Here is a 17,631-nt window from a genome sequence, read left to right as displayed (position 1 = left end):
CAGGTGCTTCCGGCGGGGTGCCGGGGCAGCGGCCCCACCTGCGGGTTGGCGGAGTTTCGCCATGGCGTAACCCCGCCAACGCCATCTATTCACTAGGAAACAACGGGCCGGTAGACCGTTGTCATGTTCTCCCCCTCACAGCCTTCCCGCCTCCGGCGCAGGCGCTGGCAGCTGATCTCGGCGGCCACCGCGGCACCGCTGCTGGCGGCGGGTCTCGCCGTCCTGCAGGCGCCCGCGGTCGCCGCGCCGAGCAAACCCACCACCCCAGCCAAGCCGACGGCGACCCACAAGGTCACGCTGGTCACCGGCGACGTCGTCACGGTCACCACGATGGCCGACGGCAAGCAGATCGCCGATGTGGACCGGCCCGCCAACGCGCTCGGCGGCGTGCGTCTGCAGCAGATCAAGGGTGACCTGTACGTCATCCCCGACGAGGCGGTGGCGCTGCTCGGCGCGAACAAGCTCGACCGGCGGCTGTTCAACGTCACCGACCTGATCGAGATGGGCTACGACGACGCGAAGTCGTCGGGCGTGCCGCTGATCGCCACGTACACCGCGGCGCAGACCCGCGCGGCCGGCGAGCCGAAGGCTCCCCGTGGCAGCAAATTGACCCGCAAGCTCAACGGCATCCGGGGCGCGGCGCTCACCGCGGACAAGAAGCAGGCCCGCTCCTTCTGGAAGACCGTCGTGCCACAGGGCAGCACGACGGCTGGAAAGGGCAACGCGGTCCTCGGCGAGGGTGTGGCCAAGCTGTGGCTCGACGGCCGGGTCGAGGTCAACCTGAAGGAGAGCGTGCCGCTGATCGGCGCGCCCGAGGCCTGGGCCGCCGGCTACACCGGCAAGGGCGTCAAGGTGGCGGTGCTGGACACCGGCATCGACGTCAACCACCCGGACCTCAAGGACCAGATCGACGGCACCGCCAGCTTCGTGCCCGGTGAGGCGATCACCGACGTCAACGGACACGGCACGCACGTGGCCGGCACCATCGTCGGCACCGGCGCGGCCTCCGGCGGCGAGCTGAAGGGTGTCGCGCCCGACGCCGACCTGATCGTCGGCAAGGTGCTCGGCGGCACCGAGGGCTACGGCCTCGACTCGTGGATCATCGCCGGTATGGAGTGGGCCGCTCAGCAGGGCGCCGACGTCGTCAACATGAGCCTCGGCGACACCTACCCGACCGACGGCAGCGACCCGATGTCGCTCACGGTCGACGCGCTGTCCGCGCAGTACGGCACGCTGTTCGTGATCGCCGCCGGCAACGCGGGTCCAGAGACCATCTCCACCCCGGGCGCGGCCGCCTCGGCGCTGACCGTCGCCGCGACCGACAAGCAGGACAACCTCGCGTACTTCTCCAGCACCGGCCCGCTGGCCTACTCCGGCGGCATGAAGCCGGACATCGCCGCGCCCGGCGTGGACATCACCGCGGCCCGCTCGCAGGAGATGACCGACGGCGGCGAGGGCCTCTACCGCACCATCAGCGGCACCTCGATGGCGACCCCGCACGTGGTCGGCGCGGCCGCGATCCTGGCCCAGCAGCACCCCGACTGGACCGGCGCGGCGCTCAAGGAACACCTGATGAGCAGCGCGAAGGGCCTGGCCGAGTGGTACTCGCCGTACGAGGTCGGCACCGGCCGACTCGACGTGGCCGCCGCGGTGAAGACCGGCGTCCGGGGCACCGGCTCGCTGTTCTTCGGCAACTACACCTGGCCGCACGAGGCGAGCGACGTCGCGGTGACCAAGGACCTGACCTTCACCAACACCGGCTCTACTGCCGTCACGCTGAACCTGGCGCTGACCAACACGGGCGGCCCGTTCACCCTGGGCGCGACCTCGGTGACGATCCCGGCCGGCGCGAAGGCGACCGTCCCGGTCACCGGCGACCCGCAGGCCGCCGCCGCGGGCCAGCGCCACGTCGGCTACGTGATCGGCACCGACGCGACCACCGGCCAGCCGGTGACCCGCACCTCGGTCGCGCTGATCAAGGAAGACGAGCGCTACGACCTCACCATCAAGCTGATCGGCCGGGACGGCAAGCCGACCGCCGGCTACGTCGGCATCAACATGGCCGGTGACCAGTGGCCGTACTCGGCGTACATCGAGGGTTCGGTCACCCTGCGCATGCCGAAGGGCGTCTACACCATCGCGTCGTATCTCGACGTCGCCGGTGAGCGGTCGGACCGCAGCGGTCTGGCAGTGCTGGTCGACCCGGAGACGGTGCTCGGCGACGGGCCCGCCGAGGTGGTGCTGGACGCGAGCAAGGCGCGCCTGCTGCAGACCGAGGCGCCGCAGCGCACCGAGGACCGCCAGCGCAAGGTGGACTACAACATCCACTTCACCGGCCTGGACTCGTGGTTCGACGTGCGCGGCGCATACCAGGTCCCGCCGATGTACGACGACCTCTACGTGGCGCCGACCGAGCCGATGACCAAGGGCGAGTTCATCTTCACCTCGCGCTGGCGCAAGGGCGAGCCGATGTTCCGCCTGACGGCGTTCGGCGGCCTGTTCGACATCCCGGCCACCACGCAGGCCGGTTCGCTGCTCGGCACCGCCACCGACCACCTGAAGGCCGTGTACGCGGGCAAGGGCTCCGCGGCCGACTTCACGAAGGTCAACGCCAAGGGCAAGATCGCCGTGGTGGAGCGCAGCGACGAGGTCACCGCGGACGAGCGCGTCGCCAACGCGATCGCCGACGGGGCCAAGGCCGTCGTTTTCGTCAGCGACCGCCCCGGCACCTCGATGGAGTACGCCGGCGAGTCCACCGTTCCGGTCGCCTCCGTGCACCGGGACGCGGGCCAGCTGCTGATCAAGATGGCGAAGCTGGGCTGGATCACCTTCACCGCCAAGCGTGTGGAGTACACCCCGTTCGTCTACGACCTGACCCGCGACTACCCCGGCCAGGTGCCGAACAAGCCGCTGGTCTACAAGCCGAGCCAGCGGGACCTCGCCAAGATCGACGCGCGCTGGTACAACGCCGCGACGCCGGGCGACGCCTCCGGCTACCGGTACGACCTGACGCTCAGCCCGTCGCTCGGCTTCCACGAGCGCGAGTGGCACCCGGGCACCCGCACCGAGTGGGTCACCCCCGGACAGGTCTGGGTCGAGTCGCACGCGCAGCAGATCGCCACGGAGCTGCCGTGGGAGATGGTGTCCGGCGTCAACACGTACGCCAAGGGCAGCACCACCCGCACCGACTGGTTCGCCCCGGCGGCCCGGCCCGGTTTCAGCGACTCGTTCGGCGTGTACAACTCCCGTGCGCAGAACTACCTGACCTGGAACGTGCAGCCGTGGAGCTCGGCCAGCGACACCATGCGGCTGGGCGGCTACCTGCCGTGGGGCGCGACGCCGACCCACCTGCAGATGTTCCAGGGCGACACGCTGATCCACGACAACGCGTTCAGCGCGGACATGCAGTGGAAGGAGGTGCCGGCGGAGAACCTGCCGTACCGGGCCGTGCTCGACGCGGAGCGGTCCGCCGAGCAGTTCCGGCTGTCCACCCGTACGCACAGCGAGTGGACCTTCATGTCGGGCTTCGTCGACTCGGACTACTTCCAGCCGTTCTCGGTGCTGAACCTGGACTACCTGCTGGACAGCGACCTGCACGGTGACGTGAAGGCCGGCGCCTGGCAGCAGATCCGCCTGCACCCGGTGTCGATGGACCTGGGCACCGTGCCCGGCAAGATCAAGACGGTGACCCTGGACGTCTCCTACGACGACGGCAAGACCTGGCAGAAGGTCAACGTGGTCAAGGGCAAGGACGGCTACTGGACGGGCTCGTTCAAGGCGAACGGCAAGGCCGGCGGCTTCCTGTCGATCCGCGGCTACGCGGCGACCGACGCCGGTTTCAGCGTCAAGCACGAGATCATCCGGGCCTACGGCCTGCGATGAGTCCCAGTGTCGGGCCCCGGGGAGGCGACTCCCCGGGGCCCTTCCCGTCACCAGGGTCGCCAGCAGGGTCTATTCAAGATCTGCCGGTATGGCGCATACTCTCCCCGCCGCCGCTGACGGAAAGGGGCAGGTCGCCGATGCTGGGTGTGCTCGGGCTCGACCCTGAGGAGGAGTTCGTCTACCGGGCCCTGCTCGGCCGACCCAGCGCCACCGCGATGCTGCTGGCCGACCTGCTGGACCGGCCCGAGCCCGTGGTCGACCAGGCGTTGTCCCGCCTGGTGGAGAACGGCCTGGCCCTGCGCTCAGGTGGAGAGGCGTTCGTCGCCGCGCCGCCCGCGATGGCGCTGGGCGCGCTGATCACCGAGCGCCGTGACGGGCTGCGCATCGCCGAGCAGGCGCTGGTCACCCTGGCCGAGGAACACCGGGCGGCGGTCGCCGGGCGCAGCATCAGCGAACTGATCGAGGTGGTCTCCGGCGTGGACGCCATCCGGCACCGCTTCCAGCAGGTGCAACAGGCGGCCCGCACGGAGATCCGCAACTTCGTCACCGCGCCGTACCTCGCCGTGCCGCCGGGTTCCAACGCGCAGGAGGATGCGGCCGCGGCGCGCGGGGTGCGCTTCCGAGTCGTGCTGGAACGCTCGGTGCTGGCCCAGCCCAACATCATCGACGAGGTCGTCGACTCGCTGGAGCGCGGCGTGGAGCTGCGGGTGGCCGACCAGCTGCCGATGAAGCTCATCCTCGCCGACAGCGAACTCGCCCTGGTGCCGGTCACCGCTCCGAGCGCGGCACAGCCCGGCAGCGAGCCCGGGGCGGTCTTGCTGCACCGCAGCGGTCTGCTGGCCGCGCTGGAAGCCCTGTTCGAGACGGTATGGCAGCGCGCCTACCCGCTGGAGCTGTCGAGCCTGGGGTCGGACGGGTTACCGTACGTCGAGCTGGACACCGACGGGCCCACCGAGCTGGACCGCCGGATCCTGTCGCTGCTGCTGTCGGGCCTGACGGACCAGGCGGTCGCGACGCAGCTCGACCTGTCGCTGCGCACCCTGCAGCGCCGGCTGCGCCACCTGATGGACCTGGCCGGCGTGGACACCCGCATGCAGCTGGGTTGGCACGCCGCCCGACACGAATGGGCCTGAGTTGAAGCGACCGCTGCTGATCCTGCTCACCACCGCCCTGCTGGCGACGTCGGCGGCCGGCTGTGGCGATGACGACGACGCGATGGCGCTGCGGCCGGGCGAGGCACTGACCGAGGACGCGAACCGGCTGGTCCGGCAGCTGATGGAGATCGACTTCAAGGACCGCACCGCGCCGGACGGCGCCCCGGTGGCGTGCAGCGTGCGCTCGTTCGGCGCGGCCCCCGAGGGCGCGAGCAATGTCGGGCAGCTCACCACCATCTGGGCGAAGACGGTGTGCGGCGCGCCCGGCCCGGACGGGATGCTCGGTTTGTCCATGGTGCCTGTCAAGATCACGTTGGGCGGGCAGCCGGAGCTGTTCATGCCGCAGGACGGCGCGCAGAATGCGGCTGACCTGGAGAAACTCTTCCCCGATCTCGGGGTCGACCTGGCCGGGGAATGGTCGGAGTTCCCGGAGATGCGGGCCGAGCTGGAGGCGCGCGCGGCCGGACGGTGAGCCAGCGCACCCCGATCAGATGGTTGCCACCCGGGAATCCCCCTTGTCCGTATTGTGGCGGGGAGTATGGTGTCTGCGGTCACAGGAATGTGCCCGTACGTCGATGGGGTGCGCAACCCCTGGCGCACACTGAGCGTTACCTTGGACATCCGCGGACCGTGTCGCTCCCGCGACGCCCACCGTTACCGACCGCTGCGTAACCTCAGACCGAGCCACCTCAGACCGGCCGCCACCACCCGGCGGCGCCAGCCACCCGGACCACTGCGGAGAAGAAACGTGCCGACAGCTTCCAGGAACCGTCTAGTCATCGTCGAGTCTCCGGCGAAGGCGAAGACGATCTCGGGGTACCTCGGCCCGGGTTACGTCGTCGAGGCGAGCCTCGGGCACATCCGCGACCTGCCTGCCGGCGCCAAGCAGATGCCGGAGAAGTACAAGAAGGAGCCGTGGGCCTACCTCGGCGTCGACGTCGACAACGGCTTCGCCCCGGTATATATCGTCAACCCGGACCGCGCGAAGCACGTCACGCGCCTCAAGGCCCTGATGAAGGACGCCGACGAAGTCCTGCTGGCCACAGATGAGGACCGCGAGGGCGAGGCCATCGCCTGGCACCTGGTCGAGACGCTGAAGCCCAAGGTGCCGGTCAAGCGCATGGTGTTCCACGAGATCACCAAGCCGGCCATCCAGGCCGCCGTGGCCAACCCGCGCGACATCGACCGCGACCTGGTCGACGCGCAGGAGACCCGGCGCATCCTGGACCGGCTCTACGGCTACGACGTGTCCGCGGTGCTCTGGAAGAAGGTCCAGCGCGGCCTGTCCGCCGGCCGGGTGCAGTCGGTGGCGACCCGCATCGTGGTCGAGCGCGAGAAGCAGCGCATGGCGTTCCGCGCCGCCGACTACTGGGACATCACCGCCACCCTCGCCGTCGAGAAGGCGAGCGAGACCGGCCCGCGCACGTTCACCGCGACCCTGATCGCGCTGGACGGCGACCGCATCGCCACCGGCAAGGACTTCGAGCCGACCACCGGCAGGCTGCGCCCGGGCTCGGGCGTCGTGCAGCTCGACGGCGACGGCGCGCGCGGCCTGGCCGCCCGGCTCGACGACCGGCCGTTCACCGTCACCAAGGTTGAGGAGAAGCCGTACCGGCGCAAGCCGTACGCGCCGTTCATCACCTCGACGCTGCAGCAGGAGGCGGCCCGCAAGCTGCGCTTCTCCTCGGCGGCCACGATGCGCACCGCGCAGCGGCTGTACGAGAACGGCTACATCACCTATATGCGTACCGACTCGGTGAACCTCTCCGAGTCCGCGATCGCCGCCGCCCGCACCCAGATCGCCGAGCTGTACGGCTCCGGCGCGGTGCCGCCGCAGCCCCGCCGCTACTCCGGCAAGGTGAAGAACGCCCAGGAGGCGCACGAGGCGATCCGCCCCGCCGGTGACACCTTCCGCACCCCGGGCGCGGTCCGCAACGAGCTCTCCACCGAGGAGTACCGGCTCTACGAGCTGATCTGGCAGCGCACCATCGCCTCGCAGATGTCCGACGCGGTCGGCATGACGGTCAGCGTGCGCATCCGTGCCACGACCGCGCAGAACGAGGAGGCCGACTTCGCGGCCAGCGGCCGGACCATCACCGACCCCGGCTTCCTGCGGGCCTACGTCGAGTCGTCCGACGACGAGTCCGCCGAGGCCGACGACGCCGAGCGCAAGCTGCCGGTGCTGGTCAAGGACCAGAAGCTGACCGAGGAGGGCCTGGAGGCCGTCGGCCACACCACCCAGCCGCCCGCCCGCTACACCGAGGCCTCGCTGGTCAAGGCGCTCGAAGAGCTGGGCATCGGCCGCCCGTCCACGTACTCGTCGATCATGCAGACGATCCAGGACCGCGGTTACGTGATCAAGCGGGGCCAGGCGCTGATCCCGACGTTCGTCGCGTTCGCCGTGATCGGGCTGCTGGAGCAGCACTACCCGCGGCTGGTCGACTACGGCTTCACCGCCGCGATGGAGGACCAGCTCGACCAGATCGCCGGCGGCGACGCCACCGCGCTGGAGTTCCTGACCTCCTTCTACTTCGGCTCGCCGAGCGCCGAGGTGGGCAGCGTCGCGCAGGCCGGCGGCCTGAAGAAGCTGGTCACCGAGCACCTCGGCGCGATCGACGCGCGCAGCATCAACTCGATCAAGCTGTTCACCGACGACCAGGGCCGCGACGTGGTGGTCCGGGTCGGCAAGTTCGGCCCGTACCTGCAGCGCAGCGCACCGGGCGGCAACGGCAAGGGCCCGGTCGCCGACGACGCCGACCCCGACGCCGAGACCGCGTCCGAGGGCGACCGCGTCTCGATCCCGGACGGCGTCGCACCCGACGAGCTGACCCCGGAGAAGGTCGACGAGCTGTTCCTCGGCGGCGGCGGCGAGCGCAAGCTCGGCGAGCACCCGCAGACCGGCGAGCCGGTGGTGCTCAAGTCCGGCCGGTACGGCCCCTACGTGTCCAGCGGCGAGACCAACTCGTCGCTGCTCAAGACGCAGAAGCCGGACGAGCTGTCGCTGGCCGACGCGCTACGGCTGCTGTCGCTGCCGCGGCTGGTCGGCAAGGACGCCGAGGGCCAGGACATCTTCGCCAAGAACGGGCGGTACGGCCCGTACATCGAGCGCGAGGGCGACTCCCGGTCCCTGGAGAACGAGGAGCAGCTCTTCACGGTCACCCTGGAGCAGGCGCTGGCGCTGCTGGCCGCCCCGAAGCAGCGGGGCCGCCGTGCGGCGCAGCCCCCGCTGCGGGAGATGGGCGTCGACCCGCTCACCGACAAGCCGCTGGTCATCAAGGACGGCCGGTTCGGGCCGTACGTGACCGACGGGGAGTCCAACGCGTCGCTGCGGCGCGGGCAGACCCCGGAGAGCCTGACCATCGAGCAGGCCAGCGAGATGCTCTCGGAGAAGCGGGCCAAGGGTCCGGCTCCGAAGAAAACTCCGGCGAAGAAGGCGCCCGCGAAGAAGGCGACCGCGGCCAAGGCGACGACGGCCACAAAGGCTGGAGCTGCGAAGAAGGCCACCACGGCCAAGGCCGCGACCGCGAAGAAGGCCGCCACGGGGGCCGCCAAGAGCGTGCCAAAGAAGGCTGCCGCGAAGAAGACAGCAAGCTGACCGCTTACCGACCCTGCCCAGGGTCGTTGACCCTGGGTAGGGTGTCGATGCGAGCGTGGCGACCGGTTCGGTTCCCGGAACGTACGCCGCGGTGAGGAGCGGATCAGTGTCCACACCAGCTGTCAGTGCCGGGCCGTTGCGCCGGGTGCCGGTACAGGGGCGCAGTGTCGCGCGGGTGCAGCGCATGCTCGACGCGTGCGCTGAGTTGATCGACGAAGTCGGCTACGACGGGTTGAGCACGACGCTGCTCGCCGAGCGGGCCGGCGTCGCGATCGGGTCGGTCTACCAGTTCTTCCCGGACAAGCGGGCCATCGTGCAGGCGCTGACCCTGCGCAACGTCGAGGCATACCTGGAGCGGCTGGCCGAGCGGATCCCCGCCGGCGAGCTCGCGCACTGGTGGGACGGCGTCGACGGGGCCATCGAGGAGTACATCGAGCTGCACCGCAGCGTGCCCGGCTTCCGTACGCTGCACTTCGGCGACGTGGTGGACGTGCACCTGATCGACGCGGAGCGCGACAACAACGCGGTCATCGCCGATCACCTCGCGGACCTGCTCATCCGCTTCCACAACGCGCCGGACTCGCGGGAGCTGCGCTTCGCGCTGACCGTCTCGGTCGAGGCCGCCGACGCGCTGATCAAGCTCGCGTTCCGCCGTCACCCGGACGGCGACGCCGCCGTGCTGGCAGAATCGAAGCGGCTGGTACGGGGCTACCTGCAGACCTTCGCTCTCGCATAAGCAGGCGTCGGGCCGTACCACTCCCTCGTTTTTGTGGCAAGTCTTCAGGGTCGAACCAGGGTCGGCCCTCGCCGGGGCAGGACTAGAGTGAAGCCGCAGGACGCCCGGGCGCTATTGCCATGGCCAAGGCACAGCGAGCACGCTGAGGCCAGGACGGGCAGTGACGCGGGGAGGGTACGGCCATCAGCACGCCATCGCAGGGAGCGGACGCCGCGCCGTTCCTGGCCGCTCAGGCGGACCTGACCGGCGGCGCGGAACTGCGCGCGATCCTGCGCATCCGGCCGTTCCGCCGCCTGTGGCTGGTGCTCAGCGTCGCCTCGCTCGGCGACTGGCTGGGCCTGCTGGCCACGGCCACGTTCGCCTCGGCACAGGTGTCCGGCAACGCCGCGAAGGGCCTGGCCTTCGGCTCGGTCATCGCGGTGCGCCTGCTGCCCGCGCTGGTGCTCGGCCCGCTGGCCGGCGTGATGGCCGACCGGTGGGACCGGCGCTACACGATGGTCATCTGTGACCTGCTGCGATTCGTGTTGTTCGCCACGATCCCAACCGTCGCTCTCTACTCCACCGACGCCAAGATCACGGTCGGCTGGGCGGCCGCCGCGACGTTCCTCATCGAGGCGATCACGCTGATCTGGATCCCGGCCAAGGACGCCGCGGTCCCGAACCTGATCCCGCGCGCCCGGCTGGAGGCCGCGAACCAGCTCACCCTGATCACGACGTACGGCATCACGCCGGTGCTCGCCGCCGCCGTGCTGGCCGGGTTGAACCAGTTCTACCAGTGGATGGAGCGTTCCGGCCTGACCGTCGCGGCCTGGGCCCGCCCCTCCAGCCTCGCGCTGTACTTCCTCGCCTTCTCCCGCCTGGCCAGCGCGCTGGTCGTGCTCTACGGCATCCGGGAGATATCCGGCCACAACGGCGGCGGCAAGCAGGAGACCAGCATGCTGCGCCAGTTCACCGACGGCTGGCGCTTCATCGGCAAGACGCCGATGGTCCGCGGCCTGGTGCTGGGCATCCTGGGCGCGTTCGCGGCCGGCGGCGTGGTCATCGGCACCGGCCAGTTCTTCGCGCTGTCCCTCGGCGGCGGCGACGCCACCTTCGCCATCCTGTTCGCGGCCATCTTCATCGGGCTGGGGCTGGGCATCGCCCTGGGCCCGCGCCTGATCGGCGGCCTGTCGCGGCGGCGCTGGTTCTGTCTGAGCATCATGCTGGCGGGCGCGTCCGTCGCGCTGCTCTCGCTGGCCCCGCACCTGTCGCTGGCCGTCGTCGGTGCGCTGCTGGTCGGCTCCGGCGCGGGCATGGCCTTCCTGTCCGGCACCACGCTGCTCGGCGGCGAGGTCGACGACGAGGTGCGCGGCCGCGTCTTCGCCGTGGTGCAGACCGGCACCCGCGTGGTGCTGATGCTGGCCATCTCGCTGTCCGGCGTGCTGGTCGGCCTGGGCGGCTCGCACGACGTGGGCGGCACCGGCGTCCCGATCTCCTCGACCCGGGTGCTGCTGGCCATCGCCGGGGTGCTGGGCATCCTGGCCGGGTTCTGGGCGCTGCGCCAGATGGACGACAAGCCCGGCGTGCCGCTGCTGGCCGACCTGGTCAGCTCGATGCGCGGCCGCCCGCTCGGCATCGCCGAGCCGTCGGCGAAGGCCGGTGTGTTCATCGTCTTCGAGGGCGGCGAGGGCGCGGGCAAGTCGACCCAGATCGCCCAGCTGGCCCAGCACCTGCTGGCCGACGGCCGGTCCGTGGTGGTGACCCGCGAGCCCGGGGCGACCGAGATCGGCGCGCGCATCCGCAAGATGGTCCTCGACACCCACACCAGCGCGTCCGGGCCGGTCGGCGCGAGTGCGCTGGCCCCGCGGGCCGAGGCGCTGCTCTACGCCGCCGACCGGGCCCACCACGTGACGGCCGTGGTGCGCCCCGCGCTGCGCCGCGGCGAGATCGTCATCTCCGACCGGTACGTGGACAGCTCTCTGGCATACCAGGGGGCCGGGCGCACCCTGCCGGTCGACGAGATCTCCTGGCTGTCCGCCTGGGCCACCGGCGGTCTCAAGCCCGACCTGGTGGTGCTGCTCGACATCGACCCGCAGACCGGGCTGGCCCGCGTCGGCCGGCGCGGCGAGGCCGACCGCCTGGAGCAGGAGTCGATCGACTTCCACGAGCGGGTCCGGCACGGGTTCCTCGACCTGGCCGCCGCCGATCCGGCCCGCTACCTGGTGCTCGACGGCACCCGGGACGAGCAGGAGCTGGCCGCGGAGATCGGGATCCGGGTCGCGAAGCTGCTGCCGCCGCTGCCCGCCTCCGTCGACGGGGCCGGGGGCGGCACCGCCGGCCGGGTTCCCGCGCCGGGTGAGCCGCCCGTCGCCGACGGGACGCCCGCCGAGTTACGGGCCACTCGGGCTTGAGCCGAGGGCGGCGGATGGACCGTGTCAGCGTGTCCCCGTAAGGTCGGTGGAGTGGCGGGAGCAGGCATGAGCGGGCAGGTGGCAGCGTGACGGACGTCTTCGACCAGCTCGTCGGCCAGCCCGAGGCCGTCGCGACGCTGCGGGCCGCCGCCCGTGCCGGGGACGCGGTGCTGCGTGGCGAGGCCGTCGGCGCAGGCGCGATGACCCACGCCTGGCTGTTCACCGGCCCGCCCGGTTCCGGCCGCTCGGTCGCCGCCCGCTCCTTCGCCGCCGCGCTCCAGTGCACCGACCAGGCCGCCGGACCCGGCTGCGGCCACTGCGCCGGATGCCACACCACACTCGGCGGCACCCACCCGGACGTGCGCTTCGTGGTGCCCGACGGGCTGAGCATCCCGGTCGCGCTGATGCGTGAGCTGGTGCTGCGCTCGGCCACCACCCCGGCCAACGGCCGCTGGCAGGTGCTGCTCATCGAGGACGCCGACCGGCTCACCGAGGCGGCCGGCAACGCGCTGCTCAAGGCCGTCGAGGAGCCGCCGGACCGGACGATCTTCCTGCTCTGCGCGCCCTCGGACCACCCCGACGACATCTCCGTCACCATCCGGTCGCGCTGCCGGTTGGTGCCGCTGCGCCAGCCGGCCGCCGAAGCCGTGAGCACGCTGCTGGTGGAGCGCGACGGCGTCGACCCGCGCACCGCCGCCTGGGTCGCCGCGGCCGCGCAGGGCCATGTCGGGCGGGCACGCAGGCTCGCCGCCGACAGCCAGGCCCGCGACCGGCGGGCCGCGGTGCTGGCCGTGCCGCGCCAGCTGACCGGTGTGGGCGCCTGCTTCGACGCCGCGAGTTCGCTGATCGAGGCCGCCGAGGCGGAGGCCGCCGCCGCGGTCGCCGAGACCGACGCCGCCGAGCGGGCCGCGCTGGAGATGGCGCTCGGCGCGGGCGGCACCGGCAAGGGCGCCGCCGGCGCGGCACGCGGCATCGCCGGGCAGCTGAAGGACCTGGAGAAGCGGCAGAAGTCACGGGCGACCCGGGCCCAGCGCGACGCCCTCGACCGCGCCCTGCTGGACCTGGCGGGCTTCTACCGCGACGTGCTCAACGCCCGCTGGGGCGGCCCGGTCTCACCCGTGCACGCGGACACCGCCGCGCTCGCCGAGGCCGCCGCCCAGCGCTGGACTGCCGAGAGCACCCTGCGCCGCCTCGAGTCGGTGCTCGCCTGCCGCACCGCCATCGACACCAACGTCAAACCCCGCATCGCCGTCGAAGCCATGATGCTCGAACTCTGGCGCGGCTGACCCCCACCCCGTCTCGTGCCGCAACTCTTAACGAGTTGCGGCTTCAGGCTGCGCGGGTGAGGCCGACTCTATAAGAGTTGCGGCAGGTGGGGGGACGGGTGGGGTGGGTTGTCCACAGGGGTTGTCCACAGGGGTGTCGGTGGTGGGGGATTTGCCGGTAGCGTTCTGGCGGAATCGATGCCGTCCATTGAGGAGCCGCCGCATGCCCCGGGAGATCGACGACGCCTGGATCGAGGAGGCGATCGCGTCATACCGGCGGATCGAGGAGCGGCAGGCAAGCCTCGCCCGCGCCCTGGCCGAGCTGGAGGTGACCGTGCACGACCCCGACGACCTGGTCGAGGTCGTGGTCGGTGGGGACGGCGCGGTCCGCAAGGTGGTGGTGACCGGCTCGCTCGACGGGCTGACCGCTCCGCAGCTGTCGCGCGCGATCCAGCAGGCGATCACCGCGGCGCACGACGCCGCGGCGTGGGCCCGGCGCAAGGTGTACGAGGAGACGTTCGGCGACTTCATTGCGCTCGGAGGTGCCCGGTGACGAACGAGCTGGCGGATCGGATCGGCGGGCTCGCCGCCGAGGTGGCCGGGCTCGTCCCGGCGCTGGACCGCGCGGCGCCCGCACCGGCGGCGGTCGACGCGCCGGGCCGCCTGTCGCGCCTGGCCGGCCGGGTCGTCGACTGGCAGCGTGCGGCGTGGTCCGGGCACGTGGACACCGCCCGCCGCCTCGACCGGGAACTCACCGAGCTGGCACACGGCGTGCGTGCCGCCGGCAGCACCTACCGGATGACCGAGCAGGACCGGGGCGGGCTGGTGTGATGGACGCGCTGCGGCACCTGCAAGCGAACACGGCCGGCCTGCTGGCCCAGGTCGACGAGAGCCTCGCCCGCTGGGGCGCGCCCGAGCAGCACCCGGTGTGGCCGCTGCTGCGGCGCACGGGCGCGCTGCCCGGTGATGCCGTGGCCGGGTTGGCGGGCTGGTCGCCGGAGTCGTGGCGGCAGCAGGCGGCGGCGCTGCGGGGTCATGCCGAAGCGGTGGCGGTCGTCGGCGACGACCTCGACCGGCTGCCGTCCTGGGAGGGCCGGGCCGGTGACGCGTTCGCGGCGGCCCGGCAGCGGATCGGCGGTGACGCCGCGTCCTGGGCCGCCAGGCTGCGGGCCGACGCGGCGTTTCACGAGGAACTGGCCGACGTGTTGACGGCGGGCCGGGCGGCGGTCGCCCGCGAGCTGGCCCGGGTCGCCGGCAGCGCGGAAGCGGTCGCTCTGGTCACAGACGTCGACCTGCCGGCCGCGGGTGGGGAGAGCGCCTCCGGGCCGGTGCCCACCGTCCGGGCCCAGGCTGCCGCGACGATCGCGGCAGCCCTGCTGGCCGCGGTCGACACGCTGCTGACGGAGCTGGACGAGCTGTCGGCGCGCGGCCCGGTGGTCGTGGAGACGAGAGTGGTGGCGGCGGACATCCCGTCCACCGCCACCACGTTGCGCGTCGAGCTGTAGATACGGCGTCAGCCCAGCAGATCCTCCGGCCCGCCGGAGGTGCGGCGGCGGGTCAGCAGGAGCAGGAACCGGCCCGCCACGAACAGCAGGGTGCCGGTGCCCGCGATCAGGGCGATGCTCGTGCCCGTACGCGGCAGGCTGCAGCCGGGACCGCCGCAGCCGTCGTCGTCGTCATCGGTGCCGGAAGCCGGCGAAGGAGTCGCGCCCCCACCGCCGTTGCCCGGTCCGCTCGTGCTCGGCGAGGTCGACGGCCGTGCCGAGGGCCCGGTGGTCGGCGTGGTCCGGGCCGGGGCGGTCGCGGACGCCTTCAGCAGGCCGACACCCAGGTCGAGCACGGTGGCCGGCTTGCTGTTCGGGCGGCTCAGCGCCAGCACCTGGATGCGGATGCTCGCGGCCTGCGCGGTCGCGCCGCGGTCGGTGACCCGCTTCTCCAGCTCGCCGATCGAGATCTTCACGACGGCGATCTCGCACAGCCCGGCGAGGTTGCCGCCGCTGCCGCTCAGCAGGCTGCCCAGGTCGGGCAGGGCGCCCAGCTCCGGCAGCGCGGGCAGGCCGGTGCCGCCGCCGCCCGAGCCGCCGAGGCCCTTGAGGGTCTGCGTCAGGCTGCCCAGCGGGAGCCCGTCGAGCAGGCCGCCGAGCGGGTTCGCGTCGAGCAGCGGCAGGCCCTCGGCCTTGGCCCGGCGCTGCACGCTGCCCAGATCCAGCGCGCCGAGCAGCCCGCCCGCGGACGGAGCCGGGACCGCGAACTCGATCTCGCGGTGTACGCCGGAGAGGGTCTTGGTGCCGATGCCGGGACCCGTGATCTTCAGGACCGGGGCGTCGTAGTCGACCACCGAGGTGGCCGCGCGGCCGGTGGCCAGCACGGTGAGCTTCGGCGGCTCCAGCACCTCGACGTCGATCGCGCCGCCGAGCAGCTCCAGGTCGGCCAGGCCGATCTCGGCCTGTGCGCCCGACGCGATGGTGCGCTCGTCCATCTTCACGGTCGCGGTGCGGGCCTCACCGGAGGCGTTGTGCGTGGCCTTCACCAGGGCGCCCCGGGCGCCGGGCAGGATCGCGGCGTCGACCAGGGCGGCGTCCGCCTCGCCCGCGGGACCCTCGGTCTTGCCGCAGGCCATGCCCTCGGCCCAGCGCGCGTGCGCGGTGAGGTCGCCGGTGCCGGCCTTGACCAGCCCGAGGTCCACCGACAGCGCCCGGTTCTTCACCCCGGTCGCGTTCGTCGGCGGGGCCTGCTGGTACACCCGCCCGTCCAGCGGCCCGGTGGGCAGCTGCAGGCCGAGCAGCTTCGCGTCGGCGTAGCGGGCCGCTGCGGAGCTGGTGACCCGGCTGGTGGCGGACATGCCGGCGTTGGCGGAGGCGATCGTCAGATCGGCCACCGCGGGCAGCTTGAGGCCGAGCGGGCCGAGGTTCAGCACGCCCACCTTCAACAGGTCGGCACCGGCGCGCGCGGCGTACCCGGCGGGCCGGTCGCACACCCCCGCGGCGGCGGGCGTGGACAGGATCGTCAGTGAGCTGAGCGAGACAAGGGCGACCGTGCTGGCTGCGGCGAGATGGCGGCGCATGCTTCCTCCGGGGCGGACGGGTGCGCGGGGGTGCGCACCTACGTCGTGGCCCAACGAAGGCTTCTGGGCAGGGTTACGGGGGAATCCGAAGACCTATCCACATGAGCTAACGACGAATCAACCGAAAAGGTACGCAACTAGAACTGTTTCTCCAGCGGTCTTCCGTCGATCCCGGAGCGTCGCGGATCTCCGCAGATGCCCGGAACCGGGCTATCGTGTCCCGATGGGCATGCTCTGCGCGGTCACCTTCAACCGGTACGGGAAGCTGTACTACCTCGACCCCGGTGAGTTCCGGCCACGGGTCGGCGACAAGGTGCTGGTCGCCACCGACGACGGCCCCGAGGTCGCCGACTGCGTCTGGGCCGCCGAGTGGAGCGAGGAGGACACCTCCGGCTTCCCGAAGGTCATCGGCATAGCCGGGCCCGACGACGTGAGCCGCGACGAGCTGATCCGCCAGCGCAAGGCCGAGGCCCGCGTCGCCGCGAACCGGCTCATCCGCGAGCACCAGCTGCCCATGAAGGTCATCGCCGTGGACCACGTGCCCGGCGGCCCGGCCGACGGCGACGACCCCGGCCCCAGCCCGCGCACCACCGTGTACTTCACCGCCCCGCACCGGGTCGACTTCCGCTCGCTGGTCCGTGACCTCGGCGCGACCCTGCGCTGCCGGGTGGAGCTGCGCCAGCTGTCGGCCCGCGACTCGGCGAAGGTGCAGGGCGGCATCGGCTCGTGCGGCCGCGACCTGTGCTGCTCGACGTTCCTGACCGAGTTCGAGCCGGTCAGCATCCGCATGGCCAAGGAGCAGGACCTGCCGCTCAACCCGATGCGCATCTCGGGGGCGTGCGGGCGACTCATGTGTTGTCTCAAATATGAACACCCCATGTACCAGGACTTCCACGGCAACGCCCCGGCCATCGGCGAGCAGGTGAGCACGCCCGAGGGCGAGGGGCGCGTGGTCGGGCACTCGGTGCCGCGCGACGCGGTCGTCATCCGCCTCGCGGCGGACGGCTCCCGCACCGTCTGCCCGAAGGCGTCGGTGTGCGGGAGCCGCAAGGCGTACGAGGACCGCTACGCCGTCTGAGCCTGGTGCTCGGAGATCGCACGAGAGACCGGCTCCGGTCTTATTTCGCGAAAGCTGATGAACGTGCAAGCCGAGATGCTGGGGGCATGATGACCGGTGGGGAGATCTTCCGCGAGGCGTGGATCGCTGGAGTGCGCAAGCACTTCCCCGGCGAGCCCAAGCCGTCCTACGTCACGCCGTGGGAGGACACCCCGGCCTGGGAGCGGGCCAGTGCCGGTGCCGTCTACGAGCAGGTGGCGCTCCTGATCCGCCAGGGCGGCACCGAAAAGCTCTCGCGGGAGCAGAAGGGCCGTTTCGTGGCCCTGTGCTGGATCGCCCAGATCTACCGGCACATCCCGGACCCCAAGCCCGCCTACGTCGCCGACTGGGAGCAACTGCCCGAGTGGCAGCAGGAGACGGACGCCGACATCTTCGAGCACGTCGCCTCTTCCGTGGGCTGAAGACGCACGCGGCACGGCTCCCGCACC

The 17,631-nt window shown here is 71.9% G+C and carries 13 protein-coding genes; 12 read left to right on the top strand and 1 reads right to left on the bottom strand.

What is annotated here, in order from left to right; translation table 11 throughout:
• Positions 1-123 precede the first annotated feature (123 nt).
• The 10 genes from ACFQO7_RS13365 (at position 124) to ACFQO7_RS13320 (ending at position 14,527) form a co-directional block, all read left to right on the top strand.
• Positions 124-3,882, top strand: coding sequence for a S8 family serine peptidase (locus tag ACFQO7_RS13365; RefSeq protein WP_376806654.1), 3,759 nt, complete (start codon positions 124-126; stop codon positions 3,880-3,882).
• A gap of 137 nt (positions 3,883-4,019) precedes the next feature.
• Positions 4,020-5,015 carry a helix-turn-helix domain-containing protein gene (locus ACFQO7_RS13360; RefSeq protein WP_376806653.1) on the top strand — a complete coding sequence of 332 codons (996 nt, stop codon included), beginning with the start codon at positions 4,020-4,022 and terminating at the stop codon, positions 5,013-5,015.
• A 1-nt stretch (position 5,016) separates the two neighbouring features.
• Positions 5,017-5,508: a hypothetical protein gene (locus tag ACFQO7_RS13355; RefSeq protein ID WP_376806652.1), complete on the top strand. Its 492-nt coding sequence runs from the start codon at positions 5,017-5,019 to the stop codon at positions 5,506-5,508.
• Between the two features lie 276 nt (positions 5,509-5,784).
• Positions 5,785-8,631 carry a type I DNA topoisomerase gene (gene topA, locus ACFQO7_RS13350; RefSeq protein WP_376806651.1) on the top strand — a complete coding sequence of 949 codons (2,847 nt, stop codon included), beginning with the start codon at positions 5,785-5,787 and terminating at the stop codon, positions 8,629-8,631.
• A 106-nt stretch (positions 8,632-8,737) separates the two neighbouring features.
• Positions 8,738-9,367 (top strand): TetR/AcrR family transcriptional regulator, encoded by a 630-nt coding sequence (locus ACFQO7_RS13345; RefSeq protein WP_360538024.1) that lies wholly within the window; start codon positions 8,738-8,740, stop codon positions 9,365-9,367.
• A gap of 302 nt (positions 9,368-9,669) precedes the next feature.
• Positions 9,670-11,757 carry a dTMP kinase gene (gene tmk, locus ACFQO7_RS13340; protein ID WP_376806650.1) on the top strand — a complete coding sequence of 696 codons (2,088 nt, stop codon included), beginning with the start codon at positions 9,670-9,672 and terminating at the stop codon, positions 11,755-11,757.
• Between the two features lie 86 nt (positions 11,758-11,843).
• Entirely contained in the window at positions 11,844-13,043 is a 1,200-nt protein-coding gene (locus tag ACFQO7_RS13335) for a DNA polymerase III subunit delta' (RefSeq protein WP_376806649.1), read from the top strand.
• A gap of 202 nt (positions 13,044-13,245) precedes the next feature.
• On the top strand, positions 13,246-13,575 hold the full coding sequence (locus ACFQO7_RS13330) for a YbaB/EbfC family nucleoid-associated protein (protein WP_376806648.1): 330 nt from the start codon (positions 13,246-13,248) through the stop codon (positions 13,573-13,575).
• Complete coding sequence (locus ACFQO7_RS13325) at positions 13,572-13,853, top strand: hypothetical protein (protein WP_376806647.1); 282 nt, start codon at positions 13,572-13,574, stop codon at positions 13,851-13,853. Before ACFQO7_RS13330 ends, ACFQO7_RS13325 begins: the two co-directional genes overlap by 4 nt.
• Positions 13,853-14,527: a hypothetical protein gene (locus ACFQO7_RS13320; protein ID WP_376806646.1), complete on the top strand. Its 675-nt coding sequence runs from the start codon at positions 13,853-13,855 to the stop codon at positions 14,525-14,527. Before ACFQO7_RS13325 ends, ACFQO7_RS13320 begins: the two co-directional genes overlap by 1 nt.
• Before the next feature lie 8 nt (positions 14,528-14,535).
• Here the strand turns inward: ACFQO7_RS13320 and ACFQO7_RS13315 are convergent, their stop codons facing one another.
• Entirely contained in the window at positions 14,536-16,086 is a 1,551-nt protein-coding gene (locus ACFQO7_RS13315) for a hypothetical protein (protein WP_376806645.1), read from the bottom strand.
• 223 nt (positions 16,087-16,309) lie between these two features.
• On the opposite strand from ACFQO7_RS13315, the gene ACFQO7_RS13310 reads away from it, so the two are divergent.
• Complete coding sequence (locus ACFQO7_RS13310) at positions 16,310-17,164, top strand: PSP1 domain-containing protein (protein WP_376806644.1); 855 nt, start codon at positions 16,310-16,312, stop codon at positions 17,162-17,164.
• Between the two features lie 86 nt (positions 17,165-17,250).
• Positions 17,251-17,604, top strand: a complete 354-nt coding sequence (locus ACFQO7_RS13305; RefSeq protein WP_376806643.1) for a hypothetical protein — start codon at positions 17,251-17,253, stop codon at positions 17,602-17,604.
• The last annotated feature ends 27 nt before the right edge of the window (positions 17,605-17,631 follow it).

The sequence above is a fragment of the Catellatospora aurea genome (assembly GCF_042663325.1).
GTDB classification, from domain to species: Bacteria; Actinomycetota; Actinomycetes; order Mycobacteriales; family Micromonosporaceae; genus Catellatospora; species Catellatospora aurea.
The sequence above is the reverse complement of the archived record's forward strand: the minus strand, read 5'-3'. Positions and strand labels throughout refer to the sequence as shown.